General features: G+C 45.6%; 14 protein-coding genes. 7 read left to right on the plus strand and 7 right to left on the minus strand.

The features are described from left to right. Nucleotides 1-321: 321 nt before the first annotated feature. Nucleotides 322-723: a VOC family protein gene (locus R7035_RS16710; RefSeq protein WP_005388788.1), complete on the plus strand. Its 402-nt coding sequence runs from the start codon at nt 322-324 to the stop codon at nt 721-723. A 240-nt stretch (nt 724-963) separates the two neighbouring features. On the opposite strand, the gene gcvP is transcribed toward R7035_RS16710, so the two are convergent. The 3 genes from gcvP to R7035_RS16725 all read right to left on the minus strand — a co-directional run bounded on the left by gcvP (nt 964) and on the right by R7035_RS16725 (nt 5,684). After that, nucleotides 964-3,828: an aminomethyl-transferring glycine dehydrogenase gene (gcvP, locus tag R7035_RS16715; RefSeq protein ID WP_017820968.1), complete on the minus strand. Its 2,865-nt coding sequence runs from the start codon at nt 3,826-3,828 to the stop codon at nt 964-966. A 126-nt stretch (nt 3,829-3,954) separates the two neighbouring features. Next, nucleotides 3,955-4,335, minus strand: a complete 381-nt coding sequence (gene gcvH, locus R7035_RS16720) for a glycine cleavage system protein GcvH (RefSeq protein WP_005376432.1) — start codon at nt 4,333-4,335, stop codon at nt 3,955-3,957. A 53-nt stretch (nt 4,336-4,388) separates the two neighbouring features. Beyond that, the gene (locus R7035_RS16725; protein ID WP_005376430.1) at nt 4,389-5,684 is read right to left on the minus strand and encodes a serine hydroxymethyltransferase; all 1,296 of its coding nucleotides are present in this window, start codon (nt 5,682-5,684) and stop codon (nt 4,389-4,391) included. Between the two features lie 379 nt (nt 5,685-6,063). On the opposite strand from R7035_RS16725, the gene R7035_RS16730 reads away from it, so the two are divergent. Together R7035_RS16730 and gcvT are read left to right on the plus strand one after the other, a co-directional pair. Beyond that, a complete protein-coding gene (locus R7035_RS16730; protein WP_005376429.1) occupies nt 6,064-6,687 on the plus strand; it encodes a helix-turn-helix domain-containing protein in 624 nt (207 codons plus the stop codon). Nucleotides 6,688-6,947: 260 nt separating this feature from the next. Further along, on the plus strand, nt 6,948-8,066 hold the full coding sequence (gene gcvT / locus R7035_RS16735; RefSeq protein ID WP_137282664.1) for a glycine cleavage system aminomethyltransferase GcvT: 1,119 nt from the start codon (nt 6,948-6,950) through the stop codon (nt 8,064-8,066). Between the two features lie 71 nt (nt 8,067-8,137). Here the strand turns inward: gcvT and vdeR are convergent, their stop codons facing one another. Beyond that, nucleotides 8,138-8,866, minus strand: a complete 729-nt coding sequence (vdeR, locus tag R7035_RS16740) for an efflux transporter transcriptional repressor VdeR (protein WP_005376423.1) — start codon at nt 8,864-8,866, stop codon at nt 8,138-8,140. Nucleotides 8,867-9,026: 160 nt separating this feature from the next. On the opposite strand from vdeR, the gene R7035_RS16745 reads away from it, so the two are divergent. The 4 genes from R7035_RS16745 (at nt 9,027) to R7035_RS16760 (ending at nt 15,106) form a co-directional block, all read left to right on the plus strand. Then, nucleotides 9,027-10,100, plus strand: coding sequence for an efflux RND transporter periplasmic adaptor subunit (locus R7035_RS16745; protein WP_104976115.1), 1,074 nt, complete (start codon nt 9,027-9,029; stop codon nt 10,098-10,100). Then, nucleotides 10,100-11,161 (plus strand): efflux RND transporter periplasmic adaptor subunit, encoded by a 1,062-nt coding sequence (locus R7035_RS16750; protein ID WP_005376420.1) that lies wholly within the window; start codon nt 10,100-10,102, stop codon nt 11,159-11,161. The genes R7035_RS16745 and R7035_RS16750 overlap by 1 nt, the downstream gene beginning before the upstream one ends. Continuing rightward, nucleotides 11,161-14,220, plus strand: a complete 3,060-nt coding sequence (locus R7035_RS16755; RefSeq protein WP_005376413.1) for an efflux RND transporter permease subunit — start codon at nt 11,161-11,163, stop codon at nt 14,218-14,220. Before R7035_RS16750 ends, R7035_RS16755 begins: the two co-directional genes overlap by 1 nt. Before the next feature lie 175 nt (nt 14,221-14,395). Beyond that, complete coding sequence (locus tag R7035_RS16760; RefSeq protein WP_213971524.1) at nt 14,396-15,106, plus strand: hypothetical protein; 711 nt, start codon at nt 14,396-14,398, stop codon at nt 15,104-15,106. A gap of 82 nt (nt 15,107-15,188) precedes the next feature. On the opposite strand, the gene fruA is transcribed toward R7035_RS16760, so the two are convergent. The 3 genes from fruA to fruB are packed head-to-tail and all read right to left on the minus strand — an operon-like array spanning nt 15,189 to nt 19,061. Beyond that, nucleotides 15,189-16,928 (minus strand): PTS fructose transporter subunit IIBC, encoded by a 1,740-nt coding sequence (gene fruA / locus R7035_RS16765; protein ID WP_318146199.1) that lies wholly within the window; start codon nt 16,926-16,928, stop codon nt 15,189-15,191. Between the two features lie 18 nt (nt 16,929-16,946). Continuing rightward, nucleotides 16,947-17,918: a 1-phosphofructokinase gene (gene pfkB, locus R7035_RS16770; protein ID WP_213967984.1), complete on the minus strand. Its 972-nt coding sequence runs from the start codon at nt 17,916-17,918 to the stop codon at nt 16,947-16,949. 9 nt (nt 17,919-17,927) lie between these two features. Beyond that, the gene (gene fruB / locus R7035_RS16775; RefSeq protein ID WP_213967985.1) at nt 17,928-19,061 is read right to left on the minus strand and encodes a fused PTS fructose transporter subunit IIA/HPr protein; all 1,134 of its coding nucleotides are present in this window, start codon (nt 19,059-19,061) and stop codon (nt 17,928-17,930) included. Between the last annotated feature and the right edge of the window lie 201 nt (nt 19,062-19,262).

Consider the following 19,262-nt stretch of genomic DNA (forward strand, 5'->3'; position numbering starts at 1 on the left):
GGCCTAACTCCCAATGAATCAGAACGGTTATATTGGGAAAACTCTAAAACCGTGGCCAATTTTAGTTGACCACTACAGGTATACGAGCAGCCTTCTTTATTAGGTTAGAGATTTGCTCTTGAGTTATAGCTAAGGCTTTAATAAGTTGCTCAATCAAGATTCGACACTGGTGGCAGCTATATTGTTTGTCGGTTCTAGTGACAAAGGCGCCGTGCGTAAGCATTCGTATTGTGTGCCTTACACATTTGCAAGGCGTTATGTGCTTTCTAGAAAAGTCTCAAAATAGAGTACAATTAGCGTTTTGACACAGCGGAAATCATCATGGCCAAAACTGTTCAGCAGCAAATCGGAAACATTGCTCTAGTCGTTGAAAATTACGACGATGCTATCGAATTCTATACTCAAAAACTTCAATTCACTCTGGTTGAAGATACCAACCTAGGTGGTGGTAAACGCTGGGTTCAAGTTTCTCCTCCAAACTCCAATGGTACAAACCTACTTTTAGCTCAAGCGAGTACACCGGAGCAAACGCATGCAGTAGGAAATCAAACAGGTGGTCGTGTTTTCCTGTTTCTGCAAACTAATGATTTTTGGCGTGACTACGAGTTGATGAAGAAAAATGGTGTTGTATTTAATGAAGAGCCTCGTGTGGAAGAATACGGGACAGTGGTGGTGTTCCAAGATCTCTATGGTAATAAGTGGGACTTACTGCAACTGAACTGAGAAACTACACAGCACCTGCATAACATAGTGTTCATGAGGAGTTTCCAACAAGCTTTTAAGGCTCTGAGATATTAGTGCTAATTCAAAGGTTCTCAGAAGTCACTGTATTTCTAAATCACTTTTGTGCAAACAATAACTAGCCATCATTCCTTCTCGATGTATCAACAAATGTTACGGCGGCACACCAAAAACAAAGGCGAACCAATCGGTTCGCCTTTGTTTATTTAGATTCTACAAAAATTAATCTTCGTAGTTATCGATGCTTGGGCATGAACAGATTAGGTTACGGTCACCGTATACGTTATCTACGCGATTTACCGTTGGCCAGTACTTCCAAGATTTGGTCGCTTTAGACGGGAAGCAGCCAATCTCGCGAGAGTAAGGGCGGTCCCAATCTTCAGCTGAAAGATCAACTTGTGTGTGTGGCGCGTTAACAAGTGGGTTGTTATCCAGTGGCCATTCACCGTTTTTCACTTTCTCCATTTCTTCGCGGATAGCGATCATCGCATCACAGAAGCGGTCTAGCTCTTCTAGATCTTCCGATTCCGTTGGCTCAACCATTAGCGTGCCCGCTACAGGGAACGACATAGTTGGTGCGTGGAAACCGTAGTCCATTAGACGCTTCGCGATGTCTTCTTCGCTGATACCTGTTTCTTCTTTCAGCGGACGAATGTCGATAATACATTCGTGCGCTACGCGGCCATTTTTGCCACGGTAAAGAACAGGGTAGTGTTGGCGAAGTGTTTCCATCACGTAGTTTGCGTTCAGAATTGCTACTTTTGTAGCATCTGTTAGGCCAGCTTCGCCCATCATTGCGATGTAAGCCCAAGAGATAGGCAGGATAGAAGCGCTACCCATATCTGCTGCTGATACTGCGAAATCTGCGCCTTCTACACCGTCTTCAATATGCCCTGGTAAGAAAGGAGCTAGGTGAGATTTCACACCGATAGGACCCATACCCGGACCGCCACCACCGTGCGGGATGCAGAAGGTTTTGTGTAGGTTTAGGTGAGAAACGTCTGAACCGATGAAGCCTGGTGATGTTAGACCAACCTGCGCGTTCATGTTAGCGCCGTCTAGGTAAACCTGACCACCAGCGGCATGAACCATTTCACACACTTCTTTCACTTTCTCTTCGTAAACGCCGTGCGTAGAAGGGTAAGTGATCATAATGCTTGATAGGTTGTCTTTGTGTTTCTCGATTTTCGCTGCTAGGTCGTCGATGTCGATGTTGCCTTCTTCATCACACTTAACCACAACCACTTTCATTGACACCATAGATGCTGTCGCAGGGTTAGTACCGTGCGCAGAGCTTGGGATCAAACATACGTTGCGGTGACCTTCGCCACGGCTTTCGTGGTAGCGCTGAATCGCGATAAGGCCTGCGTACTCACCCGATGCACCAGAGTTTGGTTGTAGTGAGAATGCGTCATAGCCAGTGATTTCACATAGCTTTTCTTTAAGGTCTTTTGCGAGTGCTGCGTAACCAGCTGCTTGTTCTGCTGGTGCGAACGGGTGGATCGAACCAAACTCAGGCCAAGTAACTGGGATCATCTCTGCTGCTGCGTTCAGCTTCATCGTACAGCTGCCCAGTGGGATCATGCCGTGCGTGAGTGAGAAGTCTTTGTTCTCTAGCTGTTTTAGGTAACGCATCATCTGTGTTTCGCTGTGGTGCGTGTTAAACACAGGGTGTGTTAGATATTCTGTTGTGCGGCGCAATGCTTCTGGAATGGCTGCAAACTCGTTGCCTGCGATTTCAGTTGATAGTGCTGCGACTTCTTCTTTCACACCGAATACTGCGAATAGGGCTTCTACATCTGCCACGGTTGTGGTTTCGTCGAAGCTCACACCTAGCTGAGTACCCAACTTACGTAGGTTGATGTCTGCGGCTAGTGCTTTCGCGTATAGGTCTTCAGTTTGTGCACCTGTGTTGATAGTGATGGTGTCGAAGAAGCTGTTGTGAGCAAGCTCGAAGCCGCCTTTAGTTAGGCCAGCGGCTAGGATGGCTGTCATGTGGTGCGTACGACGAGCAATCGTGCGTAGACCTTCTGCGCCGTGGTAAACCGCGTAGAAAGACGCCATGTTCGCTAGCAGTGCTTGAGCAGTACAGATGTTTGATGTCGCTTTTTCACGACGGATGTGCTGTTCACGCGTTTGCATTGCCATGCGCAGTGCTTGGTTGCCGTTAGTATCGATAGAAACACCGATAACACGACCTGGCATAGTACGCTTGTGCTTGTCACGTGTTGCCATGAAGGCAGCGTGTGGACCGCCGTAACCCATCGGCACGCCAAAACGTTGTGCTGAACCGATTGCTACGTCTGCGCCCATTTCACCAGCAGGTTTAAGTAGGGTAGAAGCAAGAAGGTCCGTTGCTACAGTCACTAGTGTTTTGTTTGCTTGCGCTTTAGCGATGATGTCCGTTAGGTCACGAACTTCACCTGTTGTACTTGGGTATTGAACTAGTGCGCCGAACACGTCTTGCTCTGGTAGTGATTCTAAAGAACCAACCAAGACTTCAAAGCCGATGAATTTCGCACGAGTTTTTACCACTTCGATGGTTTGTGGGTGAACGTCGTCAGCAACGAAGAATACGTTGCTCTTGCTTTTACCCGCACGCTTACAAAGTGTCATCGCTTCTGCTGCTGCCGTTGCTTCATCGAGCAATGACGCGTTCGCGATTTCCATACCAGTAAGATCCATCACCATTTGTTGGTAGTTTAGAAGTGCTTCTAAACGACCTTGTGAGATTTCTGGTTGGTAAGGGGTGTAAGCAGTGTACCAGCCCGGGTTTTCCATCACGTTGCGTAGAATCACGTTCGGCGTGAAGGTGTTGTAGTAACCCTGACCAATGAATGTACGTTTAACTTGGTTCTGATCGGCGAACTTACGCATGGCTGCCAGCATGTCTGCTTCGCTTTTCGCTTCTGCCAAGCTCATTGGTTGCTCTAGGCGAATTTGTGCTGGTACGGTTTCGTCGATAAGCGAATCTAGGCTAACTGCGTTGATCGCTTCCAACATTTTCTGTTGGTCAGATTTGTTTGGTCCATTGTGGCGAGCAACGAACTCGTTTTGTGTGCTGAGGCTTTGAAGTAATTCAGTCATTGTCCTTTACCTACTCCTTGGTTCGGGTAACGGATTTGCGTTACTGATAAATTAAATTATACGTCCGAATCTAGAAAAAAAGCTGTTCTCTAAACAGGCTAGGGAACAGCTTTCGTCACATCCTAATTACTCTTCTTCGATAGAGTTTAGGTATTCGTCTGCGTCTTTCAGGTTATCTAGTTCAGATACATCAGACATCTTCACTTTTACGATCCAGCCACCTTCGTACGGCTCTTCGTTAATTAGCTCTGGGCTGTCTTCTAGTTCTTCATTGATTTCTACGATTTCACCAGTGATTGGTGCGTAGATGTCTGACGCTGCTTTTACAGATTCAACGAGAGAGAAGCTTTCACCTGCTTCAACTTCGTCTTCTACGTCTGGTAGGTCAACGAATACCACGTCACCTAGCATTTCTTGTGCATGCTCAGAAATACCAATTGTTACTGTGCCGTCACCGTTGTCACGTACCCACTCGTGGCTATCTGCAAACTTCAGTGTTTTGTCCATTGCTTAATCTCCGAATAACTTGTCAGGAATTATTATGATTTTAAAAAAATCGTTTACTGGTATAGAGGAAAGCGACTGCAAAGTTCTTTTACTTCTTTGCGAACGCGTTTTTCAACTTCTGCGTCACCTTCAGGGTTGTTCACTAAACCGTCCAGTACGTCACCAATCCAATTACCGATGAGTTTGAATTCTTCAGCGCCAAAGCCGCGGCTTGTACCCGCAGGCGTTCCTAAACGGATGCCCGATGTAATCATAGGCTTCTCTGTATCGAATGGGATGCCATTTTTGTTACATGTGATCCCAGCACGCTCTAGAGCTTCTTCTGCTTTATTGCCTTTCAACCCTTTCGGACGAAGGTCAACCAGCATTAGGTGCGTGTCTGTGCCACCAGTTACGATGTCGCAACCGCGAGTTTGCAATACTTCCGCTAGGACTTTTGCGTTATTGATCACCGAATCAATATAAGTTTTAAATTCAGGGCCAAGCGCTTCACCAAATGCGACCGCTTTGGCTGCGATAACGTGCATCAGTGGGCCACCTTGTAGGCCAGGGAATACGGCTGAGTTGATTTTCTTAATGATGTCTTCGTGGTTAGTAAGAATCATACCGCCGCGAGGGCCACGCAATGTTTTGTGTGTTGTAGTCGTAACAACGTGTGCGTGTGGCAGTGGGCTAGGGTGCGCGCCTGTTGCGATAAGACCGGCGATGTGTGCCATGTCGACCATAAGAATTGCATTTACTTCGTCTGCGATTTCACGGAATTTTGCAAAGTCGATAGTACGTGGAATAGCGCTACCACCTGCGATGATCATTTTAGGTTGGTGCTCAAGTGCTAGCTCACGAACATCTTCGTAGTTGATTTCCAGTGTTTCGCGATCAACACCGTATTGAACTGCATTAAACCATTTACCAGAAAGTGCAGGGCGTGCACCGTGCGTCAGGTGACCACCTGCGTCTAAAGACATACCAAGAATGGTGTCACCAGGTTGAAGCAGTGCTAGTTTTACTGCGCCGTTTGCTTGTGCGCCTGAGTGTGGTTGAACGTTTGCGTATTCACAATTGAAAAGTTTTTTTGCGCGTTCGATAGCAATGGCTTCCACTGTATCTACGTGCTCACAACCACCATAGTAACGACGACCTGGGTAGCCTTCAGCGTATTTGTTTGTTAGGCATGTGCCTTGAGCTTGCATTACCGCTTTAGAAACAATGTTCTCAGAAGCGATAAGTTCGATTTGTTCGTTTTGGCGAGCGGATTCCGCTTGAATTCCAGCAAAGACAGCATCATCTGTCGCAGAGAGGTTGGTAGAGAAAAAGTTTTCCAAGCTGTGGTTAGGGTAACTCTTATTCATGGTAGTTGACCTTCCAAATCTGAAAATGAACCCGCAATAGATGAGTTATGATTTGCGGTTATGGTTCATTTGTCCTCAAAAACAGCTGAACTGCGTAGCAGAACAGAGTGAACATCCGGCCCTAAATTTGGGCAAAAACTCCGTTGGATTGCGTGTTTCCTTTACCAATCTCTTACGGAAATATGCATCTCTACATCTAACAAGTTGGTAACATAGCGCCTGTGACGGGAACAATCAACCAAAAATTTCCTATAGGAAACAAGATTTCAAAATTTGTTAACAAGAGCACGGTTTAATTCACTTGGTGGACTTCTATCCACTATGTGCTTCATGCACAATGCGAGTAAGACAAAAAATATGGATATCTATAGAGGGATTTATGGCAGAAAGTATTTACGATGAATACCCATCGATGACGTTGGCAAAAGAGCAACATGACCAAAATATCGAGCCGTTAAAACTGGGCCAGCGTATTAAGGATATCCGCTCGAAACTCGGTATCACATTAGAAGAGGCCAGTCAGCGAACCGGGCTTGCTCGATCTACACTGAGCAAAATAGAAAATGAGCAGATCTCCCCGACGTTTCAAGCGATGCAAAAATTGGCACTAGGCTTACAAATTGACATGCCACAACTCTTTGAACCACCTAGAAAAAAGGTAGCGACAGGGCGCAGGGATGTTACCAAGAAGAATGAAGGTAAACCACACCCAACACAAACTTATGAACATGAACTGCTCGCTACTCAACTTTCCAATAAGAAAATGATGCCGTTTAAGAGCCAAATTCGAGCTCGTAGTTTTGATGAATATAAAGACTGGGTTCGTCATGACGGCGAAGAATTTTTACTTATCTTATCTGGTGAGGTCATGTTCTATTCTGAGTTTTACGAACCTGTTGTTTTAAGCGAGGGAGACAGCGTTTATTACGATGCAAATATGGGACATATGTTGACCAGTGTTAGCGAGGAAGATGCGCTCATTTTGTGGGTGACAGCCAAATAGTGATAAATACTTGTAAATTTCCTATAGTGAAAGCAAACGATTGCTGTTGGTGGTCGTTATGATGAAAAAGCGCTTTTTTGATGAGAACTTGCTCATTAAAGCGCTTTTTTTGTACGATTTGTTGTGATTAAAATGTTAAGAGTCACACTTTTGCAAGTCGATCTACGTCTTGTTCGTGCAAAATAGAATGAGCCATGTTTATTATTGGAAACACATCGAATGCCGATAGCATTCTCGGGTCTATCTAAATGGAGACGAAAATGACTCAAGAACTACTGAAAACACCACTACACGCACTTCACGTTGAAGTTGGTGCCAAAATGGTCCCGTTCGCGGGTTACGATATGCCTGTTCAGTATCCTCTAGGCGTAAAGAAGGAACACTTACATACTCGTGATGCGGCAGGTCTGTTTGATGTTTCTCACATGGGACAGCTTCGCCTAATTGGTGACGGTGCAGCTGCGTTCCTAGAAACATTAGTCCCAGTGGATATTGTGGATCTTGAGTCTGGTAAACAGCGTTACGCTTTTTTCACTAATGAAGAGGGCGGCATCATGGACGACTTGATGGTGGCTAACCTAGGCGATCATCTGTTTGTGGTTGTGAACGCAGCATGTAAAGCGCAAGATATCGCACACCTACAAGCGCATTTACCATCTGGTGTTGAGCTAGAAATTATCGAAGACCGAGCTCTACTTGCAATCCAAGGCCCTAAAGCGGCGGCTGTATTGGTGCGTTTTGCACCAGAAGTTTCTGAAATGCTGTTCATGGATATTCGTAAAGTCGATATTTTAGGCGCCGAGTGCATTGTTTCTCGTAGTGGTTATACAGGCGAAGACGGTTACGAAATCTCGGTTCCTGCTGACAAAGCGGAAGAGCTAGCACGTAAACTGACTGCGGAAAATGAAGTTGAATGGATTGGCCTTGGTGCTCGTGATTCACTTCGTCTTGAGTGTGGCCTTTGTCTATACGGTCATGACCTAGACACAACAACAACACCCGTTGAAGCGAGCTTGCTATGGGGTATCCAAAAAGTTCGTCGTATTGGTGGTGAACGTGAAGGTGGTTTCCCTGGCGCAGACATTATTCTTAAGCAGATTGAGACTAAAGATGTGGCGCGTAAGCGTGTGGGTCTAGTAGGTCAAACCAAAGCGCCAGTGCGTGAAGGTGTTGAACTGTTTGATGCTGACGGCGTTAAAATTGGCGTTGTAACCAGCGGTACGGCGGGTCCGAATGCAGGTAAGCCAGTCTCAATGGGTTATGTTCGTGCGGATTTGGCGGCGATTGGTACTGAAGTGTTCGCTGAAGTGCGTGGTAAAATGCTACCAATGACAGTTGAAAAAATGCCGTTCGTACCACAACGTTACTACCGTGGTTAAAACGAATTGAAACAAAAATGCCGAGCTTTGTAGCTCGGCATTTTTTATGTCTTCTTTTCGCTTGTTTACTTTTAGTTTACTGCTTCATCAATAGTACAGCACATATCAATAACGATATCTTCAAGCTTTTCCGGATGAATCATCTCTTCTTTTGGGATCCCAAATTGAGAGGCCATAATGGTATTAAACAATTCCCAATGCTTGATCAGCAGTTTTTCGCGATTATCTGCAATATCCGGCCATGTTTCTTGCATCATTGGCGCGAGACTGACAGCACCATGTGCGAAGATCAACATTTGCCACTTTGATTCCCACTGATCAAATTGTGCATTAGGGTTTTCGCTGTTGTACTGCTCGAAAATTCCGGTAAATATTGCAGCGAACTCATCTTTTGACTTTAAGAAATACTGCAGCAGAGCACCGTCATCGCCTTGTCGAATGGCATCGGCGATCATCTGTACTGGATGAGGATTGACGAGAGCAAATGCTAGCATGCGAACCATAAACAGATAAATTTTTCTATTCGAAGGTGTGTTCTCCGGCATTTCATTGATGAGTTCAGCCATATAGCACTGCATGAACTCGTCCATTGCATCGCTAACCGCTTGCCAGATTTTCTCTTTGCTGCCGAAGTGGTGACGGATCAAACTATGTGAAACACCAGCCTTTTCACTGATATTGCGCAGCGAGACACGCTCGTAACCAAGTTCACAAAACATATCTGCTGCCACTTTAAGGATCAGACACTTAGTTTGTTCTGCTGCTTCAGCACTTCTACGCCCCTGCTTTCTTTCATTCATAGTTCGAATTTTCCCGAATATTAATCACGCGCTTACTTTTACCAGAAACCGAACGCTTTGACTAATTAATTTGCTATCCACCTGGAAAATATGTTGATCAATTTCAAATTCTGCTTATACTGCACGGCTGTGTAATATATAAAACCTACGGAGAAAGCGGGTGCGAAAACAATATTTAAAGCGCACTTTAGTTGGCGCAGTGGTGACATTAAGTCTTTCTGGGATGCTAACTGGGTGTAATAAAGCCATTTCTGAGCCGTCTGAACCTTTAATCAAACCTGTAAAATTACTGGCGGTGAAAGACCTAGAACTTGAAGACTCGCACGCCTTTTTAGCGCGTATTGATGCAACACATCGCGCGCAGCTTTCTTTTCAGGTTGGTGGAGAGGTAGATGAATTACGTGTACGCATGGGTCAAAAGGTCCAAAAAGGTGAAGTGCTCGCAACGTTAGACCCTAAAGATCTTCAGCTTGCGTTAGATGCCGCTCAAGCGCAGTACGCGTTAGCGAAAACACAATGGGACCGCGCGAAAAACCTTTACGGAAAAAAACTCATTAGTACTGATGAGTACGATCAGAAAGAAACTCAATATAAAGCGGCATTGGCGAACTACGAACAAGCTAAAACCGATTTGAGCTATACCAAAATTCATGCACCGTTTGATGGCATTGTGTCATATACCTATGTCAACCCGTTTCAGGTAGTAGCAGAGAAGCAGGAGATCTTGAATCTCATTGATAACACGACGTTGGATGTGTCGTTCACCTTGCCAGTAAGTTATGCGGAATCTGTATCACTTGAGTCACTGCAAAACTCCGATATGTGGGTGACGATGGATAGCGAGCCAAGAAAACGTATTCCTGGGCAATTTAAAGAAATTTCGACGCAGCCAAACATCGATACCAATAGTTATGAGGCGATCGTGACCATCACTCGACCAGAAGATCGCAATTTGCTGACAGGTATGACAGGGCAGGTACACATTGCTAAACAACATGTATCGGACGCGATGACGTTACCTCAGTCTGCTTGGGTCAACAAAAATGGGACGCAAGGTGAAGTTTGGGTAATGGACAGAAGCACGCAGCAGGTCAATAAAGTCACTGTGTCACTTGACGCAGCAGGTGGTGTGAAAGCCGGGCTTGATAACAATGATTACGTTGTTATTGCTGGTGTTGAGAGACTGGTTGAAGGACAAGTGGTGAAAGCTTGGGTTCGTGAGGGAGGCATTTAATGAAACGTTCTCTACTTACGATCTCTGCGATTGCACTTGCAGTTTTAACAGGGTGCAAAAATGAAAACCAAGCTATCGTCGAGCAGCCACTTTTTGTGTCGACTATCTCGGTGGATGCACCAGTACAAAGTCAACATCGCGCGTTCAAAGGCATAGTAGTGCCTGCAGAGCAAACGCCAATGGCATTTCGCCGCGCTGGGGAAGTTCAGCACGTATTGGTTAAAGCGGGTGACGTTGTGAAGCAGGGGCAAATGATCGCAAAGCTAGATGATAGCAAAGAGAAGCAAGCCGTGAATGACGCAGAAGCACAATACACACTCGCAATTCGTCAGCTTAAACGCGGTGAAGACTTGCATGCACGTCAAATGATTTCAAAAGCGGAACTTGATGAGCTAACCGCCAATAAAGAGCTAGCTGAGGCTACTTTCTATAACGCGACCAATCAATTGAATTACACCCGTTTATTCGCCCCGTTCGCCGGTAAAGTATCTGATGTTTTCAAAGAACGTTTTGAGCGTGTGGCAATTGGTGAACCCGTGTTAAACCTATACCAAAACGATTTGGTTTACGTGCGTATTGAGCTTTCCGACAATGTTTTAGCGATGGTAGACCCAAACTCAGACAGCATGAGCTACAAGCCTAGAGCAACCTTCTCCGGCATCGATGGCAGATTTGCTTTGGACTATTTAGAGCACACAAGTGAACCCAACGCTGAAACTCAAACCTACGAAATGTACTTGACGATGCCACAGCCAAAAACAGAGATATTGCCGGGAACCAGCGTAAGCGTTTTGGTCGATATGGTGAAGGCGGGCATTACCTCTATTGATGGTTACAGTGTTCCTGTCACGGCGCTTCAAGCAGGCAGTGAAGGGAATGAGTTCTTTGTGTGGAAAAAAGAAGGTGACATTGTCACACGAGTGCCTGTCATGATTTCTCAAGTGAATGGCAATGGAGCCATTGTGTCGTCAGGTGTTAGCCAGGGCGATATTCTGATTAATTCAAATCTGCGTAAATTACGCGAAGGTAAACATGTGGATGTTGTGGAGAATAACCAATAATGAACATTGCTGAGTATTCAATAAAAAACAAAGTCATCAGCTGGTTGTTCATTATTATCCTTGCTGTTGGTGGTTTAACGTCATTTTTGGAGCTTGGACGATTAGAAGACCCGGCATTTACGATCAAAGATGCCATGATCATCTCAACATACCCTGGCGCGACGTCAAAAGAAGTTGAAGAAGAGCTGACGTATCCTCTAGAAAAAGAGATTCGAAAACTCCCTTATATCGACAAAATTACCTCTACGTCTTCTAATGGTATGTCTCAAATAACGGTGAGCATGGAAATGGACTATGGTCCTGATGAACTGCCGCAAATTTGGGATGAAATGCGCCGTAAAATTAATGATTTACGACCATCATTGCCTCAAGGTGTTCAGTCTTTACAGATCATTGATGATTTCGGTGACGTTTATGGCGTGATGTTAATGCTCACTGGTGACGATTACGACTATGTAGAGCTGAAACGTTATGCGGATTACCTGACCCGTGAAATCGAGCTTGTTGATGGTGTTGGTAAGGTAGACATCACGGGCGATCAGCAAGAAATGCTATTCGTTGAGATCTCACTTGATCGCCTTGCTGCACTGAACTTAGACATGAATGTGGTTTCGAGCTTGTTGAACCAGCAAAACAATGTGGTTTCAGCAGGGGAAGTGATGGTCAATGGCGAAAGCCTTGTTATTCGCCCAAGCGGCACCTTAAACACTGTAGAAGCACTAGAAAATCTGATCATTCATGGCCGTGACACAGGAAATCTAATTCGTCTAAAAGACGTAGCAACGATTTCTCGCGGTATTCAAGAGAAGCCAGGCAACGTCGTACTCTTTAACGGTCAAAAAGCGATTAATATCGGTATCTCGTTTGCATCGGGTGTGAACGTGGTTGAGGTTGGTGAACGTTTGGATGCGGAGCTCGCGAGCCTTGAGTCTATCAAGCCTGCTGGCATCGATATGAACTACTTTTACAACCAAGCCAATGAGGTGGATGAATCTGTTAAAGCGTTTGTAATTAGTCTAGCGGAGGCAGTGGCGATCGTAATCATTGTGTTGCTGTTTACTATGGGTTTACGCAGTGGTGTCATCATTGGAGTTGTGTTGTTATTGACGGTATTTGGTACCTTCATTTTGATGAATTACAACAACATCGAACTGCATCGTATTTCTCTTGGCGCGTTAATTATTGCCTTAGGTATGCTGGTTGATAACGCGATTGTTGTCGTGGAAGGCATATTGGTTGGCCTAAAGAAAGGGCGTACCAAAGTTCAAGCGGCTGTCGATATTGTAAAGCAAACACAATGGCCTTTGCTGGGCGCGACTGTTATTGCAATTACGGCTTTTGCACCTATCGGCTTGTCGCAAGATGCGACAGGTGAGTTCATGGGCTCTCTATTCTGGGTGCTGTGTTTCTCACTATTTTTAAGCTGGATTACCGCTATTACACTGACGCCTTTCCTTGCCGATCTTTTGTTGAAAGAGGAAAACAAAGAGCAAGGTACTAGCGAAGATGATCCTTATAAAGGCTGGTTGTTTGTCGTATTTGGGGCATCGCTGAAATTTGCATTGCGATTCCGCTGGCTTACCGTTGCTGGCATGGTGGCGCTATTAGTGGGTGCTGTCGTGGCATTTGGTAATGTAAAACAGCAGTTCTTCCCACCATCGAATACGCCGATGTTCTACGTGGATATGTGGATGCCAGAAGGTACTGACATCCGTGAAACGATCAAAAAAGCTGAAGAGGTCGAAAGCTACATTCGTCAGCAAGATGATATTGACTTTGTTTCTGCTTCGATTGGGCAGGGCCTACAGCGTTTTGCTTTAACCTATCAACCAGAAAAAAGTTACGAAGCGTACGCTCAGTTCCAAGTTCGCGCGACTGATCGTGAGAAAATGTTTGGTTTACTGCATAAGTTAGATGAGAATCTGGCGAAAACATTTGATGCGCCTACGTTCCAGTTTAAATTGATGGAATTTGGTCCATCACCAGCGTCTAAGATCGAAGCGCGTATTACTGGCCCTGATCCACAAGTTTTACGTGACTTGGCGGTGCAAGTTGAAGACATCCTTCATACCGATCCTGGTGCCCGAAACATTCGTCACGATTGGCGAGAGCGCACCAAGGAACTTGTACCCGTTTTCAATGAGTCTAAAGCTCGTCGCTTAGGTATTTCGAAAGAAGATCTTTCAAGCACACTGCAAATGGCGTTTGGTGGTAGCACCTTAGGTTACTTGCGTGATGGTACACATACGTTGCCAATTATGACACGCCTTCCTGAAGAAGAACGCGTAGATTTTGAATCACTACAAAACGTGACCATTTGGAGTCCTTCGTTGCAAACGTATATTCCGGTTGATCAAGTGATTGATGGCGTTCAACTGGATTGGAGTGAGCCGCTAATTCAGCGTCGTGACCGTAAGCGTACGTTAACCGTTCTCGCGGACCATGATGTGTTGAGTGACGACACGGCAGCAAGCTTATTTGCTCGTGTACAGCCTAAAGTGATGGCATTGCATGTTCCAGAAGGGTACGAAATCACATGGGGTGGTGAGTACGAATCATCCAAAGATGCACAAGAAGGCCTATTCGGTTCATTGCCGATGGGTTACTTGTTGATGTTCATCATTACTATTTTACTGTTTAACTCAATCAAAAAGCCGTTGGTCATTTGGTTCACCGTTCCGTTAGCGATCATTGGCGTTGCTTTTGGTTTGCTTACCACGAACATGCCGTTCAGTTTTACAGCATTCCTTGGTTTGTTAAGCCTAAGTGGCATGATTTTGAAAAACGGTATTGTGTTGCTTGACCAAATTAACCTTGAGTTGGAGTCAGGTAAAGATCCTTACCTCGCGATTGTCGATAGTGCGATAAGCCGCGTTCGTCCGGTAAGTATGGCTGCGCTAACGACTATCTTGGGGATGATTCCACTGGTCTTCGATGCCTTCTTTGGCTCGATGGCAATAACGATTATGGCAGGTCTTGGTTTTGCTACTGTACTGACACTGATAGTGGTGCCAGTGATGTTTGCAATTCTATTTAGGGTAAAACCGACCACTGCATAGGGACTCCTGGCTATTTGCCAGCTTCCTGCCTAGCCCTGAAGGTTTTCTTCGGGGCTTTTTTGATCTTACTAATATATACCAAACCATTCATTTGCTTGATTTTAATGATTTTCTTACGATTACAATGCAAATCATGCGTATACTGATGTAACGACACATCAAAGATTGAGATTACATGAATAAGCGCATATTAAACGGACTCTTCTTCGTTGGTTCTTTCACCTTGGTTGGCTGCACCGCGACGGATAGCATGCCGACAGAAACCAAACAACCTGCCCCTAAAGTCAACAGTGTTAGTGCTGAAGTCATTTCCAGTTGGATTGATAGTAAGGTTTTAGCCCCTGAAGGGCTGTCGCTCGAGCAAGACAATCTACGTTATCTATCGGGTAGCGCCGACCTAAACAGCGACGGCAAGGCAGAACACATAGTGTTGCTTCAAGATCGCTATTTCTGTGGTAGTGGTGGCTGCTCTGCATATATGTTTGATAATGAGGGAAACGTTATTAATCGAATGTCGGTAACTCGCACGCCTATTGTACTAGCCGACAGTTACAGTAATGGTTGGCAGGACTTTATCGTTTGGAGTAATGGCTCATATCGACTCATGAGTTACAACGGTGAGTCTTATCCAAGTAACCCGTCACTAGAGCCAAAGGTGGATCGAGACGCTAACCAGCAGGCGGCAATCGCAAATGTAATGGCGACAGAGCTTTATCAGCAAAACGGCTATGACATTCTGCCCGCAGAGTCAAAAACCTTGTGGACGCCAGCTAACGTTTACCACTTTACCTTCAAGCACTACGGTGATCCGCATAGCGCTTATCAAGCAACGGTGGATATGAGCAGTGGGGAAGTAGACATTGTAGCCGTTCCGGCTGCGGAATAAAAAACACCTCCCTTAACCGGAATTAAAGGGAGGTGCTAAATGCCAAATTCGAGGGTGGCATTGTTAACCGGAGTCGCTCTAATTAAGCTGCGACTTCTTGCTTCGCTTCTGCTTTGCTTTTTAAGAATGCGTAAGTAAAGCCAGTTACCGCTGTACCCGCTGCAATAGCCACTAAATACATTAATACTGGTGAAATTGCGTTAGGAATTAGCAGCACGAATAGACCGCCGTGTGGTGCCATTAATTTCGCACCGAATAGCATCGATAGGGCACCAGTAAGCGCGCCACCTGCCATACAAGATGGAATCACGCGCATTGGATCTTTCGCAGCAAATGGAATTGCGCCTTCAGAGATGAAACACAGACCCAAGACAAATGATGCTTTACCAGCCTCACGTTCATTTTGTTCAAATTTGTTCTTCGCAATGAAGGTCGCTAAACCCATACCTAGCGCAGGAACCATACCTGCGGCCATGATTGCCGCCATTGGTGCGTAAGTTTGTGAAGCCAAAAGGCCAACACCAAATGCGTAAGCGGCTTTGTTTACCGGGCCTCCTAGGTCGAAACACATCATTGCGCCAAGGATAATACCCAGTAGTACTGCACTGTCAGATCCCATGTTGTTTAGGAAGTCAGTCAGGCCGTTCATGATGCCTGAAACTGGGCCGCCTACGATGTAGATCATGACAAGTCCGGTGAACAATGTTGCCACAAATGGAATGATCAGAATCGGTTTAAGCGCCTCCATCGATTGTGGCAGTTTCACCTTATCTGCGAGGAGTTTCGCTGCGTAACCGGCAATGAAGCCAGCTGCGATACCACCTAGGAAACCAGCACCCGTTGAACTTGCTAGCATACCACCAACAAGACCAGGAGCCAGACCAGGACGGTCTGCGATTGAAAACGCAATATAGCCAGCAAGTACAGGAATCATCAATGCGAATGCAGAGCCACCACCAATGTTCATCAAGGCTGCTGCTAGTGTGCCTTCTTCTTTAAATGCTTCAATACCGAACACGAAAGATAGAGCGATGATCAAACCACCTGCAACGACGACAGGAAGCATGTGCGAAACACCGGTCATCAGGTGCTTGTAAGCGCCTTTTTTCTCTTCGGTGGTAGCTGAAGAGCTAGCTGAACCAGAATGCTGATACACAGTGGCTTGCTCGAATGCTTTGTCCATCTCTTCGGCTGTTTTTTTCAGAGCTGGACCTGTTTTCGTGCGGTACATCTTTTTGCCGTTAAAGCGATCAAGTGGCACTTCAATATCCGCAGCAATGATCACCAGATCGGCGTCTGCAATTTCTTGCTCAGTCAGTTGGTTTTTAGCGCCAACTGAACCACGAGTTTCCACCTTGATTTGATGGCCACGACGCTTGCCTTCTTCTTCTAAAGCTTCTGCCGCCATAAAGGTATGCGCAACGCCAGTAGGGCATGCCGTGATTGCAATAATCTTCTTTGATGCTGATGTTGTATCTGTAGTGATAGGGGCTGCAAGTGTGGTTGCTTTTTCAAGTAAAGTGGCGTTTTCAACCGCTTGCTGGAGAAACGCAGTTGCGTCTTTTGCTACTTCGCTAATTTCCGCTTGGTAAACCTTTTTTCCTACAAAACGAGAAGTGTCGACGTTAGTATTTGCCGCAATGACAATGACTTCGGCTTGTTCAACGTCAGCTTCCGTCAATAGTGTTGGTTCAACCACACTTGATTGACATTCTATTTTGGCATTCCAGTTTAATTTTGCGGCGGCTTGTTCTAGTAATCCTGCCGCAAGGATGCTATTTGCTACACCGCTCGGACAGGCAGTAATAATGGCAATATTCATACGATAACCTTCTGTTCCTTAGTTTTGTTCTAAGTTTGTAATAGGGTAAAGCGCGCTAACTTCAGTTTGTCGCTTGATATTTTCCAGTTCTTCCTGACTGGTTAGCCCTACGCCAACTTGACTAACTGCCAAAGCAGAAAGTGCCGTAGCGAAGCGCAATAAATCGTTTTTAGGCATCAGTTGCATGTGGCCCCAACACAAGCCAGCGACCAGCGTATCGCCTGCGCCAACGGTGCTCACGACATTCATTCGAGGCGGTTTTGCACTAAGCCATTCGCCTTGGTTGAGCCACATAACACCGTCAGGTCCCATAGAAACCACGATGTTTTCTATGCCTTTGTCGCTCAGTGTTTGCGCAGCAGCTTGGCATTGTTCTGGCGTTGAAAGGTGCTCGCCGACAAAGTCACTTAGCTCTTCGTCGTTTGGTTTGATCAACCAAGGATGAGCGTCGATGCCTGCGCGTAGTGCTGCTTTGCTGCTATCGAACAACACTTTCTTGCCTTGCTGATGCAGCTTCTCAATCCATGCTGCGCATTGCTCTGCAGTAACACCGACCGGTAGGCTGCCTGCCAATACAAAGTAATCATGCGTCTCCGCTAGACGAAATAGTGTCTCCTCAAAGCGAGTAATTTCGTTGGTCGTTACTTGAACGCCAGGGAAGTTGATATCACTGACGTTGCCATTGGCCTCAACCAGCTTAACGTTGATACGAGTGGCACCCTCTACTTCCACAAATTCATTCTTAACGTTGATGTCATTGAAAAGCTGATGGAATAGCTCAGGGTTATCTTTACCGAGAAAGCCGGTAACCGTGACGTCTGCGCCTAAATCGCTCAATACTTTTGCTACGTTGACACCTTTACCAGCAGCGTGGAGATTGCTTTGCTGTACTAAGCTCACGGAACCAACGTTTAGTTCATTTACTGAACCTGTTAAATCCAATGCTGGGTTGAGCGTAATAGTGACAACCTTATTTGTTTTGTTTGTCATATCGGATCCTTAACCTTCACCAAGGCCAGAAGCGATTGCATTTCCGATAGACTCCAAGGCTTGCGGCGCATCAGGGCCTTCTGCTGTAAATTGAAGTTGGTGACCGTGCTTAACGCCCAGCGCGATGACTTTCATTAGGCTCTTCGCGTTTACTGCTTTTCCATCTCCGTCTAGGTTGGAAACACGTATAGTGGATTCAAACTTTTTCGCTTCTGCGACTAACATTGCCCCCGGACGAGCATGTAGGCCGTGAGAGTTTTTGATTTTAAATACAGCGGTATTGCCTTCTTCTGAAGATGCAGCTGTGACTTCTTCACCTTTGAACAAAGCAAGAATCTGTTCTACTGATGCATCTAAAAGCTTGCCGTGTTCATTGTTAAACACAATATTAGAAAGCGTTTTTAGGATAGGTTGGTGAGCATTGTTACATGCTGCGAACGCGAAAAGTGCACGCACTTTTTGACCTTCATATTCGCAGTCGTTTGCCGTCGAGACAAATGACACACCTGTGCGAGTGACATGTTTGTCACTGCCAATTAACCACAGGCCATTACCTAAGTGAGTTGGTTGTTTGGTAACGAGATCGGCAACGAATTCGTTATCAGCACATCCCGTATTTTTCAACAGACCACCTGCAACAGCACTAATCTGTAGCATGTCACTCGCAGGGAACATCAGTTGAATTAAAGAAGCGTCAAAGTCTGCTTCAAGCTGAACATCACCGTGCAGTAGGGCGATGATTTCGTCTTCATTTTTTGCATTACGCAGACGCTCTTCTACGCCATCTGCGCCTAGCACTTTGGTGAGCTGTTTAAGAATGCCAAGGTGTTCATCAGATTTAGCTGCGATACCGATAGCGACGAACACAGTATTGCCATCACCCCAGTCGACACCTTGTGGGAAGTGATGCACAGCAACACCCGTTGTTTTCACCATTGCACGAGTGTCGGTTGTACCGTGCGGGATGGCGATACCGTTCCCCAAAAACGTAGAGTTTTGGTTTTCACGGTTTAGCATGCCTTCAACGTAACCGCGTTCAACTAGGCCTTTATCAGTAAGGCTATGAGCAATACTCTTTATTGCTTCAAACTTATCTGTCGCTGATTGCGAGAGGGTAATGTCGTTCTTATTTAGCTTAAGCATGGTGCTTCTCCAGCCTTAAGGTATCAATTTAAAAATGTATTCTGTGTGAGAAGTTGAACGCCGCTTCTTCTGAGCGCTTATCACTCCTCAAACCTTTTATCTTTCAAGCTAAATCGATTCAGCTTGTTGGTAAATTTTTTAAAAGACTCAGAAAAACTGTTTTAAAAACTGACGTTAACAAACGAGCCTTTGCCGCTGTCC

The sequence above is a fragment of the Vibrio sp. 1731 genome (genome assembly GCF_033339955.1).
Lineage (GTDB): Bacteria > Pseudomonadota > Gammaproteobacteria > Enterobacterales > Vibrionaceae > Vibrio > Vibrio alginolyticus.